The 16,452-nt window shown below is 70.5% G+C and carries 19 protein-coding genes; 16 read left to right on the top strand and 3 right to left on the bottom strand.

The window, feature by feature from the left end:
• The 8 genes from AWZ10_RS27875 to AWZ10_RS27845 all read left to right on the top strand — a co-directional run.
• Nucleotides 1-857, top strand: an 857-nt coding sequence (locus AWZ10_RS27875) for a phytoene desaturase family protein (protein WP_167365994.1), incomplete at its 5' end; no start/stop codon positions are given.
• Nucleotides 858-1,117: 260 nt separating this feature from the next.
• Nucleotides 1,118-1,399 carry a hypothetical protein gene (locus AWZ10_RS27870; RefSeq protein WP_052769659.1) on the top strand — a complete coding sequence of 94 codons (282 nt, stop codon included), beginning with the start codon at nucleotides 1,118-1,120 and terminating at the stop codon, nucleotides 1,397-1,399.
• Between the two features lie 115 nt (nucleotides 1,400-1,514).
• A complete protein-coding gene (locus AWZ10_RS27865; protein ID WP_060892339.1) occupies nucleotides 1,515-3,434 on the top strand; it encodes an alpha/beta fold hydrolase in 1,920 nt (639 codons plus the stop codon).
• Nucleotides 3,431-4,051 (top strand): hypothetical protein, encoded by a 621-nt coding sequence (locus AWZ10_RS27860; RefSeq protein WP_060892338.1) that lies wholly within the window; start codon nucleotides 3,431-3,433, stop codon nucleotides 4,049-4,051. Before AWZ10_RS27865 ends, AWZ10_RS27860 begins: the two co-directional genes overlap by 4 nt.
• A gap of 2 nt (nucleotides 4,052-4,053) precedes the next feature.
• Nucleotides 4,054-4,179 (top strand): hypothetical protein, encoded by a 126-nt coding sequence (locus AWZ10_RS55185; RefSeq protein ID WP_267893588.1) that lies wholly within the window; start codon nucleotides 4,054-4,056, stop codon nucleotides 4,177-4,179.
• 39 nt (nucleotides 4,180-4,218) lie between these two features.
• A complete protein-coding gene (locus AWZ10_RS27855; protein WP_060892337.1) occupies nucleotides 4,219-6,108 on the top strand; it encodes an ABC transporter ATP-binding protein in 1,890 nt (629 codons plus the stop codon).
• A gap of 67 nt (nucleotides 6,109-6,175) precedes the next feature.
• Complete coding sequence (locus AWZ10_RS27850) at nucleotides 6,176-6,367, top strand: hypothetical protein (protein ID WP_046706700.1); 192 nt, start codon at nucleotides 6,176-6,178, stop codon at nucleotides 6,365-6,367.
• The gene (locus AWZ10_RS27845) at nucleotides 6,364-7,170 is read left to right on the top strand and encodes a class I SAM-dependent methyltransferase (RefSeq protein WP_046706701.1); all 807 of its coding nucleotides are present in this window, start codon (nucleotides 6,364-6,366) and stop codon (nucleotides 7,168-7,170) included. The genes AWZ10_RS27850 and AWZ10_RS27845 overlap by 4 nt, the downstream gene beginning before the upstream one ends.
• Nucleotides 7,171-7,275: 105 nt before the next feature.
• On the opposite strand, the gene AWZ10_RS27840 is transcribed toward AWZ10_RS27845, so the two are convergent.
• Nucleotides 7,276-7,671 carry a GNAT family N-acetyltransferase gene (locus AWZ10_RS27840; RefSeq protein WP_046706702.1) on the bottom strand — a complete coding sequence of 132 codons (396 nt, stop codon included), beginning with the start codon at nucleotides 7,669-7,671 and terminating at the stop codon, nucleotides 7,276-7,278.
• Between the two features lie 182 nt (nucleotides 7,672-7,853).
• On the opposite strand from AWZ10_RS27840, the gene AWZ10_RS27835 reads away from it, so the two are divergent.
• Nucleotides 7,854-8,225, top strand: a complete 372-nt coding sequence (locus AWZ10_RS27835) for a S24/S26 family peptidase (RefSeq protein WP_060892336.1) — start codon at nucleotides 7,854-7,856, stop codon at nucleotides 8,223-8,225.
• Nucleotides 8,226-8,576: 351 nt separating this feature from the next.
• On the opposite strand, the gene AWZ10_RS27830 is transcribed toward AWZ10_RS27835, so the two are convergent.
• Nucleotides 8,577-10,496, bottom strand: coding sequence for an ABC transporter ATP-binding protein (locus AWZ10_RS27830; RefSeq protein ID WP_060892335.1), 1,920 nt, complete (start codon nucleotides 10,494-10,496; stop codon nucleotides 8,577-8,579).
• Nucleotides 10,497-10,632: 136 nt separating this feature from the next.
• A complete protein-coding gene (locus tag AWZ10_RS27825; protein WP_060892334.1) occupies nucleotides 10,633-12,711 on the bottom strand; it encodes a SpoIIE family protein phosphatase in 2,079 nt (692 codons plus the stop codon).
• A 339-nt stretch (nucleotides 12,712-13,050) separates the two neighbouring features.
• On the opposite strand from AWZ10_RS27825, the gene AWZ10_RS27820 reads away from it, so the two are divergent.
• The 7 genes from AWZ10_RS27820 to AWZ10_RS27800 all read left to right on the top strand — a co-directional run.
• Complete coding sequence (locus tag AWZ10_RS27820) at nucleotides 13,051-13,317, top strand: DUF2255 family protein (RefSeq protein ID WP_052769660.1); 267 nt, start codon at nucleotides 13,051-13,053, stop codon at nucleotides 13,315-13,317.
• 50 nt (nucleotides 13,318-13,367) lie between these two features.
• On the top strand, nucleotides 13,368-13,895 hold the full coding sequence (locus AWZ10_RS27815; RefSeq protein ID WP_060892333.1) for a pyridoxamine 5'-phosphate oxidase family protein: 528 nt from the start codon (nucleotides 13,368-13,370) through the stop codon (nucleotides 13,893-13,895).
• 65 nt (nucleotides 13,896-13,960) lie between these two features.
• Nucleotides 13,961-14,176 (top strand): hypothetical protein, encoded by a 216-nt coding sequence (locus AWZ10_RS48165; RefSeq protein WP_159058365.1) that lies wholly within the window; start codon nucleotides 13,961-13,963, stop codon nucleotides 14,174-14,176.
• Between the two features lie 10 nt (nucleotides 14,177-14,186).
• Complete coding sequence (locus AWZ10_RS55180) at nucleotides 14,187-14,321, top strand: hypothetical protein (RefSeq protein ID WP_279616643.1); 135 nt, start codon at nucleotides 14,187-14,189, stop codon at nucleotides 14,319-14,321.
• Nucleotides 14,322-14,610: 289 nt separating this feature from the next.
• A complete protein-coding gene (dhaK, locus tag AWZ10_RS27810) occupies nucleotides 14,611-15,603 on the top strand; it encodes a dihydroxyacetone kinase subunit DhaK (protein WP_046706707.1) in 993 nt (330 codons plus the stop codon).
• An 87-nt stretch (nucleotides 15,604-15,690) separates the two neighbouring features.
• On the top strand, nucleotides 15,691-16,308 hold the full coding sequence (dhaL, locus tag AWZ10_RS27805; protein ID WP_046706708.1) for a dihydroxyacetone kinase subunit DhaL: 618 nt from the start codon (nucleotides 15,691-15,693) through the stop codon (nucleotides 16,306-16,308).
• The coding region (locus AWZ10_RS27800; RefSeq protein WP_482258118.1) for a PTS sugar transporter subunit IIA domain-containing protein at nucleotides 16,301-16,452 on the top strand (152 nt) is incomplete at its 3' end. The genes dhaL and AWZ10_RS27800, both read left to right, overlap by 8 nt.

The following is a 16,452-nucleotide window of genomic DNA, read 5'->3' as shown; positions in this document are numbered from 1 at the left end:
GCGCAGCGGTCGGCCTGACGATCATCGCCGCGGGTCACCGGCACGGCTGGCCGGTGGCCGCGGGCGGTTCCCGGGCCATCAGCGACGCGCTGGCGGCGCAGCTCACGGAGTTCGGCGGCCGGATCGAGACCGGTGTGCGGGTGCGCTCCCCGGCCGATCTGCCCCCGGCCGACGTGGTTCTCTTCGACCTCGCGCCCCGCGCCGTCGCCGACATTCTGGGCGACCGGCTGCCGGGACGGGTCACGCGAGCCTACCGGCGTTACCGCCACGGGCCCGGAGCCTTCAAGGCCGACTTCGCGGTCGAGGGCGGCGTCCCGTGGACCAGCGAGGCGGCCCGCCGAGCCGGCACCGTCCACCTCGGCGGGACGTTCGAGGAGGTCGCCGGCACCGAGCGGACGATCCACGCCGGACGCATGCCGGAGCGGCCCTTCGTCCTCGTCGGCCAGCAGTACCTGGCCGACCCGAGGCGCTCCAACGGCGACGTCCACCCGCTCTGGACCTACGCACACGTTCCGCACGGCTACGACGGTGACGCGACCGAGGCGATCATCGGGCAGATCGAACGGTTCGCCCCTGGGTTCCGTGAGCGCGTCCTCGACATGGCCGTCCGTCCGCCGGCCGCCTTCGAGGACTACAACCCGAACTACGTCGGCGGGGACATCGTCACCGGGGCGAACACCCCCCTGCAGCTGGCGATGCGTCCCCGCGCGGCCCTCGACCCGTACCGCACGGGAGTCCCGGGGATGTACATCTGCTCCGCGGCATCGCCACCGGGCGCCGGCGCCCACGGCATGTGTGGCGCGAACGCCGCCGCGTCGGCCCTGCGTCATCTCGGGCGACGGCACGGGAGAGGATGAACCGGGAGGCCACGGCCCGCACCAGTCCCGGAAAAAGGCCCGGACCGATTCGGTCCGGGCCTTTTTCCGTGCCGTCGTACGTGCGGCGGCCTGCCGTCCGGATTCCTTCCCCGCAAAATCGCGGTCCGGCGTGAAAGGCGGCACCGAACAATAGGCATTTTTATCGATGCGGAGCCAGCGGGACAGACCCTAATGTTTTCTCCAGAAGGGCACCGGAAGAAAAGAACTTCCGAAGTCCCGAAAGCGAGAGGACGAAAGAAATGAGCAGCATCGAGAACGCGCTGAACAGCGTGGAAATCCCCGTCGAGGGTGTCGTCTACGTCGCCGCTCGCCCGACCCTGGGCACCCCGCGGATCGCCCGGGTGGGCAACAGGTTGGGCGGGCTCGCCCAGGCGGCCGAGGGGGTCGGGGCCATCGGGGCGCTGGCCACCGCTGCGGTTGGTGTCGGTCAGGCCGCGGAGGCCAACAACCTGGCGGCGGAGGCCAACGCCCAGAACGCGGCCGCGCTCGCCGCGGTCGGCGGTGCGCCGCCCGCGGCCTGACAACCGGCGGTGAACCCATAGGAACCCGCTGTCGGACCAGAGGGCTGTTCTGGTCCGGCAGCGGGTTCCGCCGCACGCAAAAAACGTGCTCAAAAGTACCAGGAAAAGAGGTTCCATGAAACTCGTCCGAAGGATCACTTCCGCGGTGCCGGGCAGGGTCGCCTCCGCGGTGTTCAGCCCGATGCCGGTCGGCCGGGACCGTGCGCTGGGCCTGTCGGAGCGGCTGGCCGCCGCGACCAGCCTCACCTCGTCCCTCGAATACCTCACCCAGCGCCACGAGATGGGCAAGGGAGGCATGAACGACTGGGAGATCGCCAAGGACAGCATCGCGCACGCCAATCCGCTGCTGCGTCGACTGGTCGACATCGCCAGCGGAACCCGGACCACGACGGCACTGCACGTCACACGGGCCGCGGTCGCCTCCGCCATGCTGCTGCCGGGCAAGTCGAACTGGCGCGGTGCGGGCAGCCTCTTCCTCGGTACGACCTCCGCCCTCCTCGGCCCTCGCCAGCACTACGGCAGCGACGGCGCCGACCAGGTGGCGACCCTGGTGCAACTCGCCACCGGCGGCGCCCGCCTGGTGCCCTCGCCGGCCGCCAAGGACGCCCTGCTCTGGTACGTCGCCCTTCAGTCCAACCTCTCCTACCTGGTCTCCGGCTGGGTGAAGCTGCTCGGCCCGGACTGGCGCGACGGCTCCGCACTTCCGGGGGTGATGCGCACCCACACCTACGGCCACGAGGGCATGCACACGTGGATCCGGAACAACGCCCGGGCCGCCAAGCTGCTCGGCCACAGCGTGCTGGCGCTGGAGTGCCTCTTCCCGCTCGCCTATCTCAAAGGCGGCAAGCTGACCCGTCCCGTCCTGGCGAGCGCCGCCGCGTTCCATCTGGCCAACGGCTACTTCATGGGACTCGGCAGGTTCGCCACCGCGTTCCCCGCGATGCACCCCCTGATCGCCTACACCTCCGCTCCCCGCACGCACCCGGCCGTCGCGGGACGCGACGACCGCGCTCTGCCGGCCGCCCTCACCGTGCTCGCCGGGGCGACGGCGGCCGCGGCCGTCACCGCCGTACAACGACGCATGCGCGCCACCGAGGGCTGGCGGACCTCGCGCGTGCTGACGACCCGCCACGGCAACCGGCTGCAGTACGAGGAGATGTCGGTGGGGGACTCCGAGCGGCCGGTCTTCGTGCTCGCCGCCGGTCTGCTGTCCACCAGCGAGCACTACGCCTGGATCAGCGAGCGCCTGTCCTACGAGAGCACCTACGGCGTCATCACCTACGCCCGCGCCGGATACGCCGGCAGCCGCCGCAGGGCCACCACCGCCTACCAGCTGACGGAGTCCGTCGACGACCTGGTCGACCTGGTGAACGGGGCCGTGGCACCGCACCGCAAGGTGATCCTGGTCGGCCACTCGATCGGCGGGGAGCTCGCCCGCCGTGCCGTCCATCACCTCGGCGACCGGGTGCACGGCGTCGTGTACCTCGACTCCTCGCACCCGCATCAGTTCAGCCGCTCGGCCCAGCAGAGGGTGACCGGCGCTGGGCTGGGCGGCACCTTCGCGTCCATGAGCCGGGCGCTGCGCCTCGGCACCGGGGCGCTCCTCACCCGCCCGTGGTGGATCAAGGAGCTGCCCGCCGCCTACCACGACAAGGTCTTCGCCCAGTACGCGGACACGCGGATGTGGTACGCGGCACGCCGCGAATGGACGGCGCTGCAGGAGGACTTCAAGGCCTTCCCCGGGCAGCTCGACCGGATCGAGGGTGTGCCCGGCCTGGTGATCTCCGCCCAGCGGACCGTGGACCGCGACCCCGAGCAACTGCTGATGCACCGCGAACTCGCCGGGGCCCACCGCCGGGCACCCAGCGAGACGGTGGTCATCGAGGGCGCGGGACACGACTCCCTGCTGATCAACAGCCGTTACGCCAACCAGGTCACGGACCGCGTCCTCGCGTTCTTCCAGGGCGTCGACGAGCGCTCCCGGGCACCCCGGCCCACCCGATCCGTCACGCTCGAGAAGGAGGCCGCGCGGTGAGCACCCTGCGAAGTCTCCCGCTGAGGAATCCGTTCACCGGCGAAGGCGCGGCCTGGCGGATCGCCGGAGCCGCCATGCTGGTCGTCACCGTCGCGGGCCAGCACCCCTTCGAGCAGTTCTCCCGGTTCCGTTCGAAGGACGTGCTGTCCCTGGTGCCGAACTGGAGGTTCTTCGCCCCCAACCCCTGTATGCACGACAGTCACTTCCTGTACCGCATGGTGGACGCGGACGGCAACGCCTCGCCGTGGCACGACGCGTTCACGACCGAGACGCGCAAGCCCCAGCACATCGTGTGGTTCCCCACCCGCCGCGCGGACAAGGGGGTCGTCGACGCGTGCGCCGACATCCTCCCGACCCTCGAGTTCGGCGGCTTCGAGGCGGCCTCACGCACTGCCGGGTACCGGATGGTCACCGAGCACCTGCGCGTACTCATCAGGTCCCGGGGCCCCGTGGCCGAGGAGGCCCGGGGCTTCCAGTTCGCCCTGGCCCGCGCCACCGGCTACGACACGCGCCACCGTCCTTCGCTGGTGTTCGTCTCCCCCTTCGTCCCTCTCGACCCGCAGGCCGCCGGCACCCCGCTGACGCGGGCCCCGGCCAAGACTCCAGCAAAGGTGTGACCATGGACATCACCACCCCCTTCATCCTCCTCGGAATCCTGATCTTCGCGGTCGGCCTCCTCAAGGCGGGCCTGCGGTTCGCCAGGGACCGGGCGGAAGCGGAAGAGGACGGCAGGGAGCACGAGTGAACCGGGTGCGGGCGGCCGCCGCGTGGCCGGAGGCGCGGGATGAGTGACCGGCCGGCCGGCCGGGGGCGGCACACCCGCCCGCAGGACCCGCCGGTGAACCTGGAGAAGGAGGGCACCCCCGGTGGCGGGCGGCGCGCCATGCACCGGGCGGTTCCCCAGCTCAACCTGCACCTGCTGTGGGGCGAGGGTGCGAAGCCCTGGCGGGCCATGGGCCGGCATCGCCGACTGGTCCTGCTCGGCATCCTCCTGGGCCTGCTGGGAGCCGCGACGTCCCTGGCCCAGCCCGCGGTCATCGGCTCACTGGTCGCCGCCGTCGGCGAGGGGCGCTCGCTGACCGGCCCGATCATGGTGGGCGCGGCGCTGTTCATCGCCGACGCCACCCTGGGCGCACTCCACTCGTACGTCATCGGGCTGGCCGGGGAGAACATCGTCTACGACATCCGCCGGACCCTGGCCTCGCGGCTGCTGCGCTCCCGCTTCAGGGCGTACAGCGGACTGCAGCAGGGCGACGTGTTCTCCCGGATGGTCAGCGACACCATGCTCGCCCGCTCCACCATGACCCACGCGATCGACAGCATCCTCAACAACAGCTTCCTGGTCATCGGCGGGATCGCCCTGATGGCCTGGATCGACACCGTGCTCCTCACCGCCACCCTGGTCTGCCTCGGCGCGACCAGCATCGTCTCGCTCTATCTGGCGCGCGGCGTGCGGAAGGTGTCGGTGCTCAACCAGGCCGACCTGGGCACCTTCGGCTCCGCCCTGCTGCGGGTGCTGGGGGCGATGCCCACCGTGAAGGCTTCCCGGGCCGAGGCCCGGGAGGCCGAGGGGATCGCGGCCATCGCCCGGCGGGCCCGCAAGTCGGGGATCAAGGTGACGGTGATGTCGTCGCTGCTCGATCCGACCATGAGCATCGGCACCCAGCTCGCCCTGACCGTCGTCATCGGGCTGGGCGCGGCCCGCACCGCGACCGGGGCGATGCCCACCGCCGACCTGACGGCGTTCATCCTCTACCTGTTCTACCTGGTGGCGCCGTTGCTGACGTTGTTCGAGTCGATCGCGCAGTTCCAGATCGGCAGAGCGTCGGTGGAGCGGCTCGCGGAGCTCGGCAAGATCGAGGTCGAGACGGACCCGGACAGCAGCCGGCCCGACGAACGGCCCTCTGGCGCCCGCCCGTTCGGACGCGGGTACGAACCCGGACTCGCCTTCGACGGCGTCCGGTTCTCCTATCCGGGCAGCGACAAGGTCGTCCTCGACGGGGTCTCCTTCACCATCCCGTCCGAGGGGCTGACCGCCGTCGTCGGCCCCTCGGGCGGCGGCAAGTCCACCGTCTTCCAGCTGATCGAGCGGCTCTTCGACCCGGTGTCCGGGGCGATCAGCATCGACGGCACGGACATCTCCGACCTGCCGCTCAACCAGCTGCGCTCCATCGTCGGCTACGTCGACCAGGACCACACGCTGCTGCGCGGCACCGTCCGGGCGAACCTCACCTACAGCGCCCCTGACGCCGACGACAAGGACATCGCCGAGGCCCTGCGCATGGCCAACCTGACCGAGGTGATCGGCTCGCTGCCCCAGGGCCTCGACACCGAACTCGGTGACCGGGGCGCCGGTCTGTCGGGCGGTCAGCGGCAACGCCTGGCCATCGCCCGTACGTTGCTGCAGGCGCCCCGGTTCCTGCTGCTGGACGAGGCCACCGCCAACCTCGACACCGAATCGGAGAACGCGCTGCGCGAAAGCATCACGATGATCTCCGGCTTCTGCGCGGTCATCGCGATCGCCCACCGGCTGTCCACCGTCACCGACGCCCGGCAGATCGTCGTGCTCGACCGGGGACGGGTGCACGCCGTCGGCACCCACGACGAACTCCACCGGCACAGCGACCTCTACCGCCGGCTCGCCCGGCTCCAGGAACTCAGCGACGTGGCCTGATCCAGGAACGACGAGGCGGCACACCCGGATTCACCTACAGGAGAAGACATCCCGACAGGAGAAGTTCATGAACGACTTTCTGCTCATCCCGTCCGTGGTAGCCCTCGGCATCGTCGGCTTCCTCATCGCCACCCGGGCCGTCAGCACTCCCGCCGTCATCGGCGTCGCCCTCGTGGTGCTGTGGGGCGCCTGCTCCCAGGCCAGAAGCACCATCCACACGAGGAACACCCCGTCCAAGAAGCGGAGGCAACACCCATGAGCACCACCACGACGCCCCGTACGCCCGGCGCCACGTCGAGCGGCACCATCGACGACATCGGCTACGGCCGGCAGTTCGGCGACTGGTACCACCGGCTGTTCCCCGACGACGCCTCCGTCGTCGCCGAGGTCGAGCGCCTGGCCGCCCTGCACCCCGATCCGGCCCTGGGCACCGTCGAGTTCGGCGTCGGAACCGGCCGGATAGCGCTCCCGCTGGCGCGCCGGGTCGGGCCGATCACCGGGGTCGACTCCTCCCCCGAGATGCTCGACGTGCTGCGCCGCGACCTGACCGACGACACCCCCGTCGAGCCCGTGCACGGCGACATCTGCACCTACACCGCCGACCTCACGGTGGGGCTGGTCTACTGCATCTGCGCGACCCTGTCCATGCTGCTCACCCCCGAGGAGCAGCAGCTGGCGGTGCGTCGCGCGGCCGAACTGCTGGCCCCCGGCGGCAGGCTGGTGATCGAGACCCACAACAAGCCGGCCATCCTGGCACTGCACGAGGGCAGCGCCCGCGCCACGTACTTCTCGCCCTACCCGGAGCCGGGCACCGGTCTGCAGAGCCACTCCGTCCTCCTGCCGGAGGGGTCGCTGTGGCACCTCTCCCACGTCTGGTACGAGGCCGACGGCACGACCCGTGTCGGCACCGAGATCTCCCGGCTGACCGCCCCGGAGGAGATGGACACGTACGCCCGCGCCGCCGGCCTCGTCCCCGAGAACCGCTTCGGCGACTGGCCCGCAGACGCGGACCCGTACTCCCTGGACTCGCCCCTGGCCATCTGCACCTACGTCAAGCCTTGACGGCCCCGGCCCGGAAGCACGGGTCAGCACCTCATGCCCACGTCCGTCGAAGGGGGCCGGGACATGTTCTGGCCCCCCTCGCCCACGGCTCGGCGGCCCACGGCCTCACAGAGCGATCAGGCCGGCTGCCGTCTCCTTGAAGCCGCAGGCATCGACGTAGAACGACCGCAGGGGCTCCTCGAAGTCGACGTGGAGCCATTCGCACCGTGCGGCACGGGCTTCGTGTGCGGCGGTCGCGACCAACGCGGCGCCGACACCCCTCGTACGGCGATGCCGTGCGACCACCGTGTCCAGGATGAAGGCATGTGCTCCTCCGTCCCAGACGACGTTGACGAAGCCGATCAGCGAACCGTCTTCCCACGCACAGACCCAGCCGAGACTGTGACGCTCAAGTCGTCCCCGCCAGTCGGTCCGTGCGACCGGGTGACCGAAGCCGTCGGCGTGCAGCGTGTCGAGGGCCGTGTTGTCGAAGTCGCCCCGCCACTCGTACGTGATCGTCACCACTGAATCGTAGTCATGTCCGTCCCGGATCGGTCGCCACGTCCGAGCCGGCCCTGCGAGCGCTCTTGGCGGGCGCACCGGTGAACTGTCCACCGGACCGCCACGAACAAGGCCGCACCGGAGCTGGAGTGCGGAGAACTAAATCGGTGGGGTGGTGGAGAACGATCTGCCACGATCGTCGCATGGGTGCATTGGACTCGGTGGCAGGCAGAGTCGCCGACGGGGCGACCGTGATGTTCCGGCCCAGCGGCTCCTCGATGGTTCCGCTGATACGCAGTCGGCAGCAGGTGGTCGTCGCTCCGGTCGACCCGTCGAAGGTCGAGGTCGGGGACATCGTCCTCGCCCGTGTCGCGGGGACGGTCTACCTGCACTTGGTGTCGTCCGTGGACCATGCCAGGAAGCGGGTGCAGATCAGCAACAACCGTGGCCACGTCAACGGCTGGACCGGCCACGACCGTGTCTTCGGCATCTGTGTCGCGGTCGACGGCACAGCCCGCTCAGGAGTCGCGGGCAAGACGCGCGCGCCCGACTCCGACGGTCCGCCCGAAACCTGACGCCCGACCGGTCCACGGTGTCGGCGGGCACGCCAGGCAGGGGACGTACCGTCATGCTCATTCGCCTTCCGACCCGATGGCGCGTCGCATGGCCGGCACCGGACCGCGCGGACGGCCGGCACCGTGACGACGCCCGGTCGGCAAGCCCTGACGAGACACACCCGGTCGGCGGCCCCACGCGGATCGGTGAGTACCCGCGTCATCGTCGACAGCCCCGTGGTGCTCCCGGACCGACTCGGCCGGTCCGGGAGCGGCGGCCGTTTCCCCGGCGCTTCGCGGTCTGCCGCCTGCGACGGACTGACGTGACAGCATGACGCCGTCAGCCGCCGAGGATGTCCGTGACCGGCTCGGTCAGTCGGACCCGGTGCTCGTACGAGCGTGCGACGACGTCCTGTGGTCCCCGTCCGGCATCGGGTCGGCCGGTCCGGGCAGCCCGCTGGGACCGGCTCCTGGGGCCGGGCGTCCGAGGTCCGACTCGGTGCTCTCGCCGAGGAAGCCGCCCGACTGGTGCTGCCACAGCTTGGCGTAGGCGCCGTTCGCCGCGAGCAGCTCCTTGTGGCTGCCCTGTTCGAGGACGCTTCCGCGGTCGAGGACGACGAGACGGTCCATGCCGGCGACGGTGCTCAGACGGTGGGCGACCACGAGGGCCGTCCGTCCGTCCATCAACCGCCACAGGGCGTCCTGGACGAGGAGTTCGCTCTCCGAGTCCAGCGCGCTGGTCGCCTCGTCGAGCAGCAGGATCGGGGCGTCGCGCAGGATGGCCCTGGCGAGGGCGACGCGCTGGCGCTGGCCGCCCGAGAGTTTCACTCCCCGCTCCCCCACCAGAGTGCCGAAGCCGTCGGGGAGTTGGGCAGCGAACTCCGTGACGTGCGCGGCCGCGGCGGCGGCGTGGATCTCCTCGTCGGTGGCGCCGGGCCGGGCGAAGGCGATGTTGTCCCGCAGGCTGCGGTGGAACATGGCGGGTTCCTGGGGGACGTAGGCGATCAGTGAGCGCAGGTCGGTCTGGCGCAGCCGGCTGATGTCCTGCCCACCGATCAGGACGCGTCCGTCGTCGATGTCCGACATCCGCAGCAGGAGCCGGGTGAGTGTGGTCTTGCCGCCGCCGGACCTGCCGACCAGACCGATCCGTGCGCCTGCGGGTACGTCCAGGTCGAGTCCCTGGAAGATCGGCTTCGCGCCCGCGTGGGCGAAGGTCACCGCCTCGAAGCGGATGCCGGTTTCCCGCGGGGCGAGCGGTTCGGGTTCTGTCGGGTCGAGCACGGTGGGCGGATCCAGCAGCAGCTCGGTGAACTGCGCGGCCTCGGTCATCGAGCTTTCCAGACGCCGGTAGATCTGGTTGAACTCGAACATGATCTGGGTCGCGTTGGAGTAGTAGGTGAAAGCGACGACGACCTCCTCCACTCCCTGGCCCGGGCCGCCGAAGACGATGGCGACCAACAGGCCCAGCACGTTGGTCAGCACGGACATGGGGGCGATCAGGGTGTCGACGCGCAGATTGCCGAAGTCCCACGACCTCAGTGTCAGGCGCCGGGAATCCGCGACACGGCTGCGGTGTTCGTCGGCCTCCCGCCCCTCGGCCGCGAACGCCCGGATGGTCTCCATGTTCATGAGGCTGTCGGCGACGTGGCCGGAGACCCGGGCGATCGCCGCCTCACGGTCGTTGACGAGCCTCTGCCGGCGACGGATCAGCGGTGTCGCGGCCACCACGGTCAGCGCGATCATCACGAGCAGGCCGGCGACGAGCATCGGTTCGTAGCTCCACAGCACCACGGCACCGAACACCAGGGGGACGAGACTGCCCACGATCCGGTACGTCACCGTGTCGACGAAGTCCTCGAAACGCTTGCCGAAGCTCAGCACCCGTTTGGTCAGGGAGCCGGCGAAGTTGTCGTGGAAGAACGCCGCGTCCTTGGCGAGGAGTTCGTCCATACCGCTCACGTACAGGTGTTCCATGCCGAGGGCGTCCACGCGGTTCAGGCAGTGCTGCCCGACCCGCCACACGGCCTCGGCGAGCAGCAGCGTCACGCCGAAGCCCAGCACGTACGGCAGCGCCGAGCTGAGGGTGAGACCGTTGTCATCGGCGGCCTGACCTGCCAGTTTGGCGATCAGGAGGGGGGCGACGTAGCGGATGCCGATGTTGCCCACGGCCGGCAGCAGCAGCGCGGGCAGAGCCAGCCGTCGTAGTCGCAGCAGTTCCCGTCCGTAGAGGCGCAGTGCCAGAACGACCGCGCTCCTGCCCGGCGTCGGCCCTCGCGTATCTGTTGTGCCCATCACACTCCCGCAGTTCGGAAGTCGGAAGTGTCCCGTCGGGGGAGGTCCTCAGTCCAGGCATTTACCGCGGAATGGCGAGAACCGGACACCGCTGCGTTCGGCTTGCGCAGCGGACGCGCCCAGTGGTGAGCCTGCCTCAATCCGTGCCGATGGACTCCGGTTCCGTGCGGGTGCGGACGCGGACAAGGAGGAGTGCGACATCGTCGTCGGGCTGCGGGCGCGGGGCGTTGAGGAGGGCGTCGCTGATCTGTTCCAGGCTGGTGCTGCCCGAGGACCTGAGGAAGCGGGTGAGGGTGGTGAGACCGGTGTCGATGGGTTCTGTTCGGTTCTCGACCAGTCCGTCTGTGTAGAGAGCGAGCAACGAGCCGGGGGCGAGTTCCAGTTCCACCGTGCCGAAGTCCACGCCGCCCACTCCTAGCGGTACGCCGCTGGGAACGTCGACGAGGCGCGCGGTGCCGTCGGCCGTGGCCAGGACGGGCGGCAGGTGACCGGCACTGGACAGGGTGCAGGTGCCGCGCTTGAGGTCGCACACGGCGTACACGCAGGTGGCGATGGAGTCACCGAGCGAGCCGGCGATGTCGTCGAGATGCCGTAGCAGTTCCGCGGGCTGGAGGTCGAGGCGGGCGAGCGCACGGGTGGCGCTGCTCAGCTGACCCATGATCGCGGCGGCCTGGACGCCCTTTCCCATCACGTCTCCCACGACGAGCCCGGTACGCCCCGGCCCCAGTGGGAGCACGTCGTACCAGTCGCCGCCCACGTCACTCAGGGCCGGACGGTATCGGGCGGCGATGTCGAGCCCCTCCCGCTGGACCGGTGTGGCGGGGAGCAGGCTGCGCTGCAGCGTCAGGGCGGTGGCGCGTTCCCGGCCGTAGAGGCGTGCGTTGTCGATGCAGATCGCGGCACGCGCGGCCAGTTCCGAGGCGAGGAGGCAGTCCTGGTCGTCGAAGGGGCGGTCGTTGACCGTGCGGTACAGGCTGAGGGTGCCGAGCACGCTGCCCCGGGCCACGAGAGGCAGCGCCATGTAGGAGTGGACGCCGGCCGCGAGGAGGGCACGGGCGGCGTGTGCGTCCCGGGCGATCCGCCGCATCGAGCGTTCGTCCACGCGCTCGACCAGAACCGGCCGGGCGCTGCGGACGCACTGGGTGATGGCCCTCGACGATGTGTGGGTGGCCAGTTCACCGACCGGGTCGGCGGCGTGGATCGCGTCGGAGGGGTATCCGGCCGCCACGGCCAGTGCCCGGAACTCGGCCGGGGAATGACCTGTGACAGGGATGACGCTGCCGAGGGTCACGACGGATTCCAGGACGTCCACGGCAGCCAGATCCGCCACGTGCGGCACGGCTGCGTCGGCCAGTTCCTGCGCGGTCTGCTTCAGGTCCAGCGTGGTGCCGATCCGTACCCCGGCGTCCGCGATCACGGCCAGGCGTCGGCGTGCCTGAGCCACCTCGGCGGCGGCCTGCTGGCGTTCGGTGACGTCCAGGACGGCCATGGCGAGACCGAGCACCCGGCCGCCCGTGTCCTCGATGCGGTGGTACGACTCGGAGAAGGTGCGGTCCTCGGCATCCGCCGCCGTGTGGCCGGCGGTCTGCTGATCGAGCAGGGGCCTGCCGGTCTCCAGGACGTGCCGCATCCGGGTCTCGATGGCTTCCACATCCAGATCCGGCAGCACCTCCCCCACCCGGCGCCCCACCAAAGCCGACTCCGGCACCCCGTTCATGCGCTCCAGGGCGGGGTTGACGCCGACCCACCGCAGGGTGGTGTCGAAGACAGCGATCCCCAAGGGGGTCTGGTTGACGAGGCTGTGGGAGAGGGCCAGATCCCGTTCGACGCGGCGCACGGTCATCGCGTCCGCGGCCAGCCCGAGCAGGTGTGACTTCCCCTCGCTGTCGAGCAGCCGCATCGTGCGGAACTCCACGGCGCGTTCCCGGCCGTCACGGTGCCGCAACGGAAAGACACCCGTCCACCGGGACCCCGACCGGACCTGGGCGAACAGCTGTCTGGCGCGCGGCCGGTTCTCGGGCGTGACCAGCAGCGTGTCGGCGCGCTGCCGGAGTGCCTCCTGCGCGGAGTAGCCGAGCAGCTGCTCCATCTCGGGGCTCCACAGCGCGATACGCCCGCCCGCGTCCAGGACCACCGACGCGACGTCCAACAGGTCCAGCAGCCCACCGGGCGTCGCCAGGATCTCATCGCCATGCGTGGTCGCATCCCCGTGCATGCGAGCCGCTCCTTCCGGCGCGGCAAAGGCACCACCGTCGTTCCGCACGTCGTCCGATGAGGTCAGGGTACGGCCGGAGCGGCGGGACCGCCTCGCGGGAGCGTCGGCTTGCGAGCCGTTCGCAGACGGTCTCTCCTCGACGTACCCACGTCATCGTCGATTTCGCCGGGATGTGCCGCCTGCGTCGGCGCCCGCCTGGCTGCCGGTCCTGCTGATGATCCCGGTCGGAACCGGCGGCGGCCTCGCCGTACCGGCGATGACATCACTGCTCCTCGACCGACCTGATCGCCGCACTGCTCCTGACCGCGGCGGCCTCCGTACTCCTCTGGGAGCATCTGGGTGGTTCGCGTCGGCGACGGCATCCACGCCCGTTCCGTCAACGGCGCCGGCTCCGACCGGTACCGCGGCATCCGGGCCCGCCAGGAGGGCCGTGTCCAGGCCGGCGGGGTCGGGAAGGACGTCAGGATCGTCGACGTCGGCGACGAGGTCAACGACGCCGTGGACGCCGCCTACCGGGCCGAGCACGGGCACTACGCCGCGTACATCCTCAAGGCCGTCACCAGCCCCGAGCCAGAGGCTGAGGGGTTCATCGGTCGCTGGGAGTAGGTCCTGCGCCTCAGGCGCGCTGCGCGCCTGCCTGGCTAGGGTCGGTCCCCATGGAGACCACCGGAATCGTTCGCCGCCGGACGGCGGAGCGTGTGCGCGACGCTCTGGAGCGGCTCGTTACCGAGCGGGATGTATGGGTTGCGACGGCTCACCCTGATCACGGGCCGCACCAGGTGCCGCTGTGGTTCCTGTGGGACGGGCACGCGGTGTGGATGTGCACCGGCGCCACATCCGTGACCGCTCGGAACGTCCGCAAGGAGCCGCGCGTGCGCCTGGCGCTCCCGGACACCTTCGACGTGCTGCTCGTCCAAGGTGAGGCGGAGTGCTTCCCGGACCAAGAGGTGCCCGGAGGCGCAGCGCAGGAGTTCGCCGAGAAGTTCGGGTGGGATCCACGCGTGGAAGAGGGTTCCTTTCTGTATCTGCGAGTGGTCCCGAGGACTGTGCGCGCTTGGCGCGGCGAGCCGGAACTACGCGGGAGAGTCATCATGCGCGACGGGATGTGGCTGGAACAACGTCCGTCCCTCGCCGACGCACCACTCTCGGATCACGATCCGCAGCCGGAGCATCTGAACTCGTGACACCCTCTTGTTGAAGTGCCCTGGTCGGGCGTGGCCGTTGGGGTGAGTCGGCCGTTCGGGAAGGTGTGAGCACTCGGCCGTGCATCGTGGACGACGGCTTGTGGACCCTGATCGAACCGCTGTTGCTGCCGGAGCGGCCACCAGGGCCTCGGCCGGTGCCGGGCAGACCTCGCCGGCAGGGCATCCCGCATGTCCTGCACCGCGACATCACCCGGCAACTGCTGCCGCCGGAGATGGGGTTCGGCTCCGGGCCAGCCTGCCGGCGCAGGCTGGAGCGGTGACAGCAGGCCGGTGCCTTCGACCAGCCGGCAGGCCGGTGTCTTCGACCAGCCGCACCGGATCCTGCTCGCCGAACCCCACGACGCGTTCGTCTCCCTCGCCCGCAGCCTCATCTGCTGGAGGCGGCTCGAGAAGCACCGATCCTGATCGCGTCGCGAGCTCTCGGGCCCCCTGGCACGCTCATGAGCGTGCCAGGCGCGTGACCATCGCTGCCGCAAGGTCGATACTTCCAGCAGATGTGATTCCACCGACCCGTGTCCGACCACGCCAGATACCTGATGACCCGTCACCAAAGTCGGCATCAAGTCAGCACCAGTACCGCCAGAGCCCGCGTACGACCACCACGAACCGCCACGTTCGACAACTGGCCACACCCGCACCGACCTGCCAGGACTCAGGTCAGCGGCTCGTCCGATAATCTCACCAGGAGGCACCCATGAAGATGTTGATCAACGTCGCGGAGAGCGTTGTCGCGGACGCGTTGCGGGGAATGGCGGCCGCGCATCCCGAGTTGACCGTGGACGTGGAGAACCGGGTGGTGGTGCGGCGGGACGCGCCGGTGGCCGGGAAGGTGGGGCTGGTTTCCGGGGGCGGCTCGGGGCACGAGCCGTTGCACGGTGGGTTCGTGGGGCCGGGGATGCTGTCGGCGGCGTGTCCCGGTGAGGTGTTCACGTCGCCCGTGCCGGACCAGATGGTCCGGGCCGCCGCGGCCGTGGACAGCGGGGCCGGGGTCCTGTTCATCGTGAAGAACTACACCGGTGACGTGCTGAACTTCGACATGGCGGCCGAACTCGCCGAGGACGAGGGCATCCGGATCGCCAAGGTGCTCGTCAACGACGACGTGGCCGTCACCGACAGCCTCTACACCGCCGGGCGGCGCGGCACGGGCGCGACCCTGTTCGTGGAGAAGATCGCGGGGGCCGCCGCCGAGGAGGGGCAGCCCTTGGAACAGGTGGAGGCACTGGCCCGGCAGGTCAATGACAACTCCCGCAGTTTCGGGGTGGCCCTCAGCGCCTGCTCCACGCCGGCCAAGGGCAGCCCCACCTTCGATCTCCCCGCCGGGGAACTGGAGTTGGGCGTCGGCATCCACGGTGAGCCGGGACGTGAGCGGCGCGCGATGATGACCTCCCGCGAGATCGCCGACTTCTCGGTGAACGCCATCCTGGACGACATGAGCCCGCGCAACCCGGTGCTGCTGCTCGTCAACGGCATGGGCGCCACCCCCCTGCTGGAGCTGTACGGCTTCAACGCCGAGGTGCAGCGGGTCCTCACCGAACGCGGCGTCGCCGTGGCCCGCACCCTCGTCGGCAACTACGTCACCTCGCTCGACATGGCCGGCGCGTCGGTGACGCTGTGTCAGGTCGACGAGGAGTTGCTGCGGCTGTACGACGCGCCGGTGCGGACACCGGGACTGCGCTGGGGTGTGTGAGGCAGCCGACGGCCGCCACGCCCGACGAAGGTCTCGCGACCGCGTCCCTGACTGTCTGCCAATTCACGTATCACGCAAGGAGATTTTGTGCTCGACGCCGACTTCTTCCGTCGTTGGATGACGGCCGCCGCGGCCTCGGTGGAACGCGAGGCCGAGCGGCTCACGGCGCTCGACTCGCCGATCGGGGACGCCGACCACGGCAGCAATCTGCGCCGGGGGTTCACCGCCGTGGCGGCCGTGCTGGAGAAGGAGGCGCCGGACACGCCCGGCGCCGTCCTCGTGCTCGCCGGGCGGCAGCTGATCTCGACCGTCGGTGGCGCGTCCGGTCCGCTGTACGGCACCCTGCTGCGCCGCACCGGCAAGGCGCTCGGTGACACGGCCGAGGTCAGCGAGACTCAGCTGACGGACGCGCTGCGCGCCGGGGTCGACGCGGTGATGGCGCTGGGCGGGGCCGCGCCGGGCGACAAGACCATGATCGACGCGCTGGTCCCGGCGGTCGACGCGCTCGCCGAGTCGTTCGCCGCCGCGCGGGCCGCCGCCGAGGAGGGTGCCCTGGCCACCACGCCGTTGCAGGCCCGCAAGGGCCGGGCCAGCTACCTCGGCGAGCGGAGCATCGGGCACCAGGACCCCGGTGCCACCTCCGCCGCGCTGCTGATCGCCGCCCTCGCCACCGCCGCCGGGAGCCCGGAGGCCACCGATGTCTGATGTGAAGCCGGTCGGCATCGTGCTGGTGTCGCACAGTGCCGCCGTCGCCGCCTCGGTCGCCGAGCTGGCGATGGGGCTCACCGGTGGGGGCGCCGCCGTTCCCGTCGCCGCGGCCGGCGGCACCGAGGACGGCGGCCTGGGCAG

Source organism: Streptomyces europaeiscabiei (genome assembly GCF_001550375.1).
GTDB lineage: Bacteria > Actinomycetota > Actinomycetes > Streptomycetales > Streptomycetaceae > Streptomyces > Streptomyces europaeiscabiei.
The sequence above is the reverse complement of the archived record's forward strand: the minus strand, read 5'-3'. Positions and strand labels throughout refer to the sequence as shown.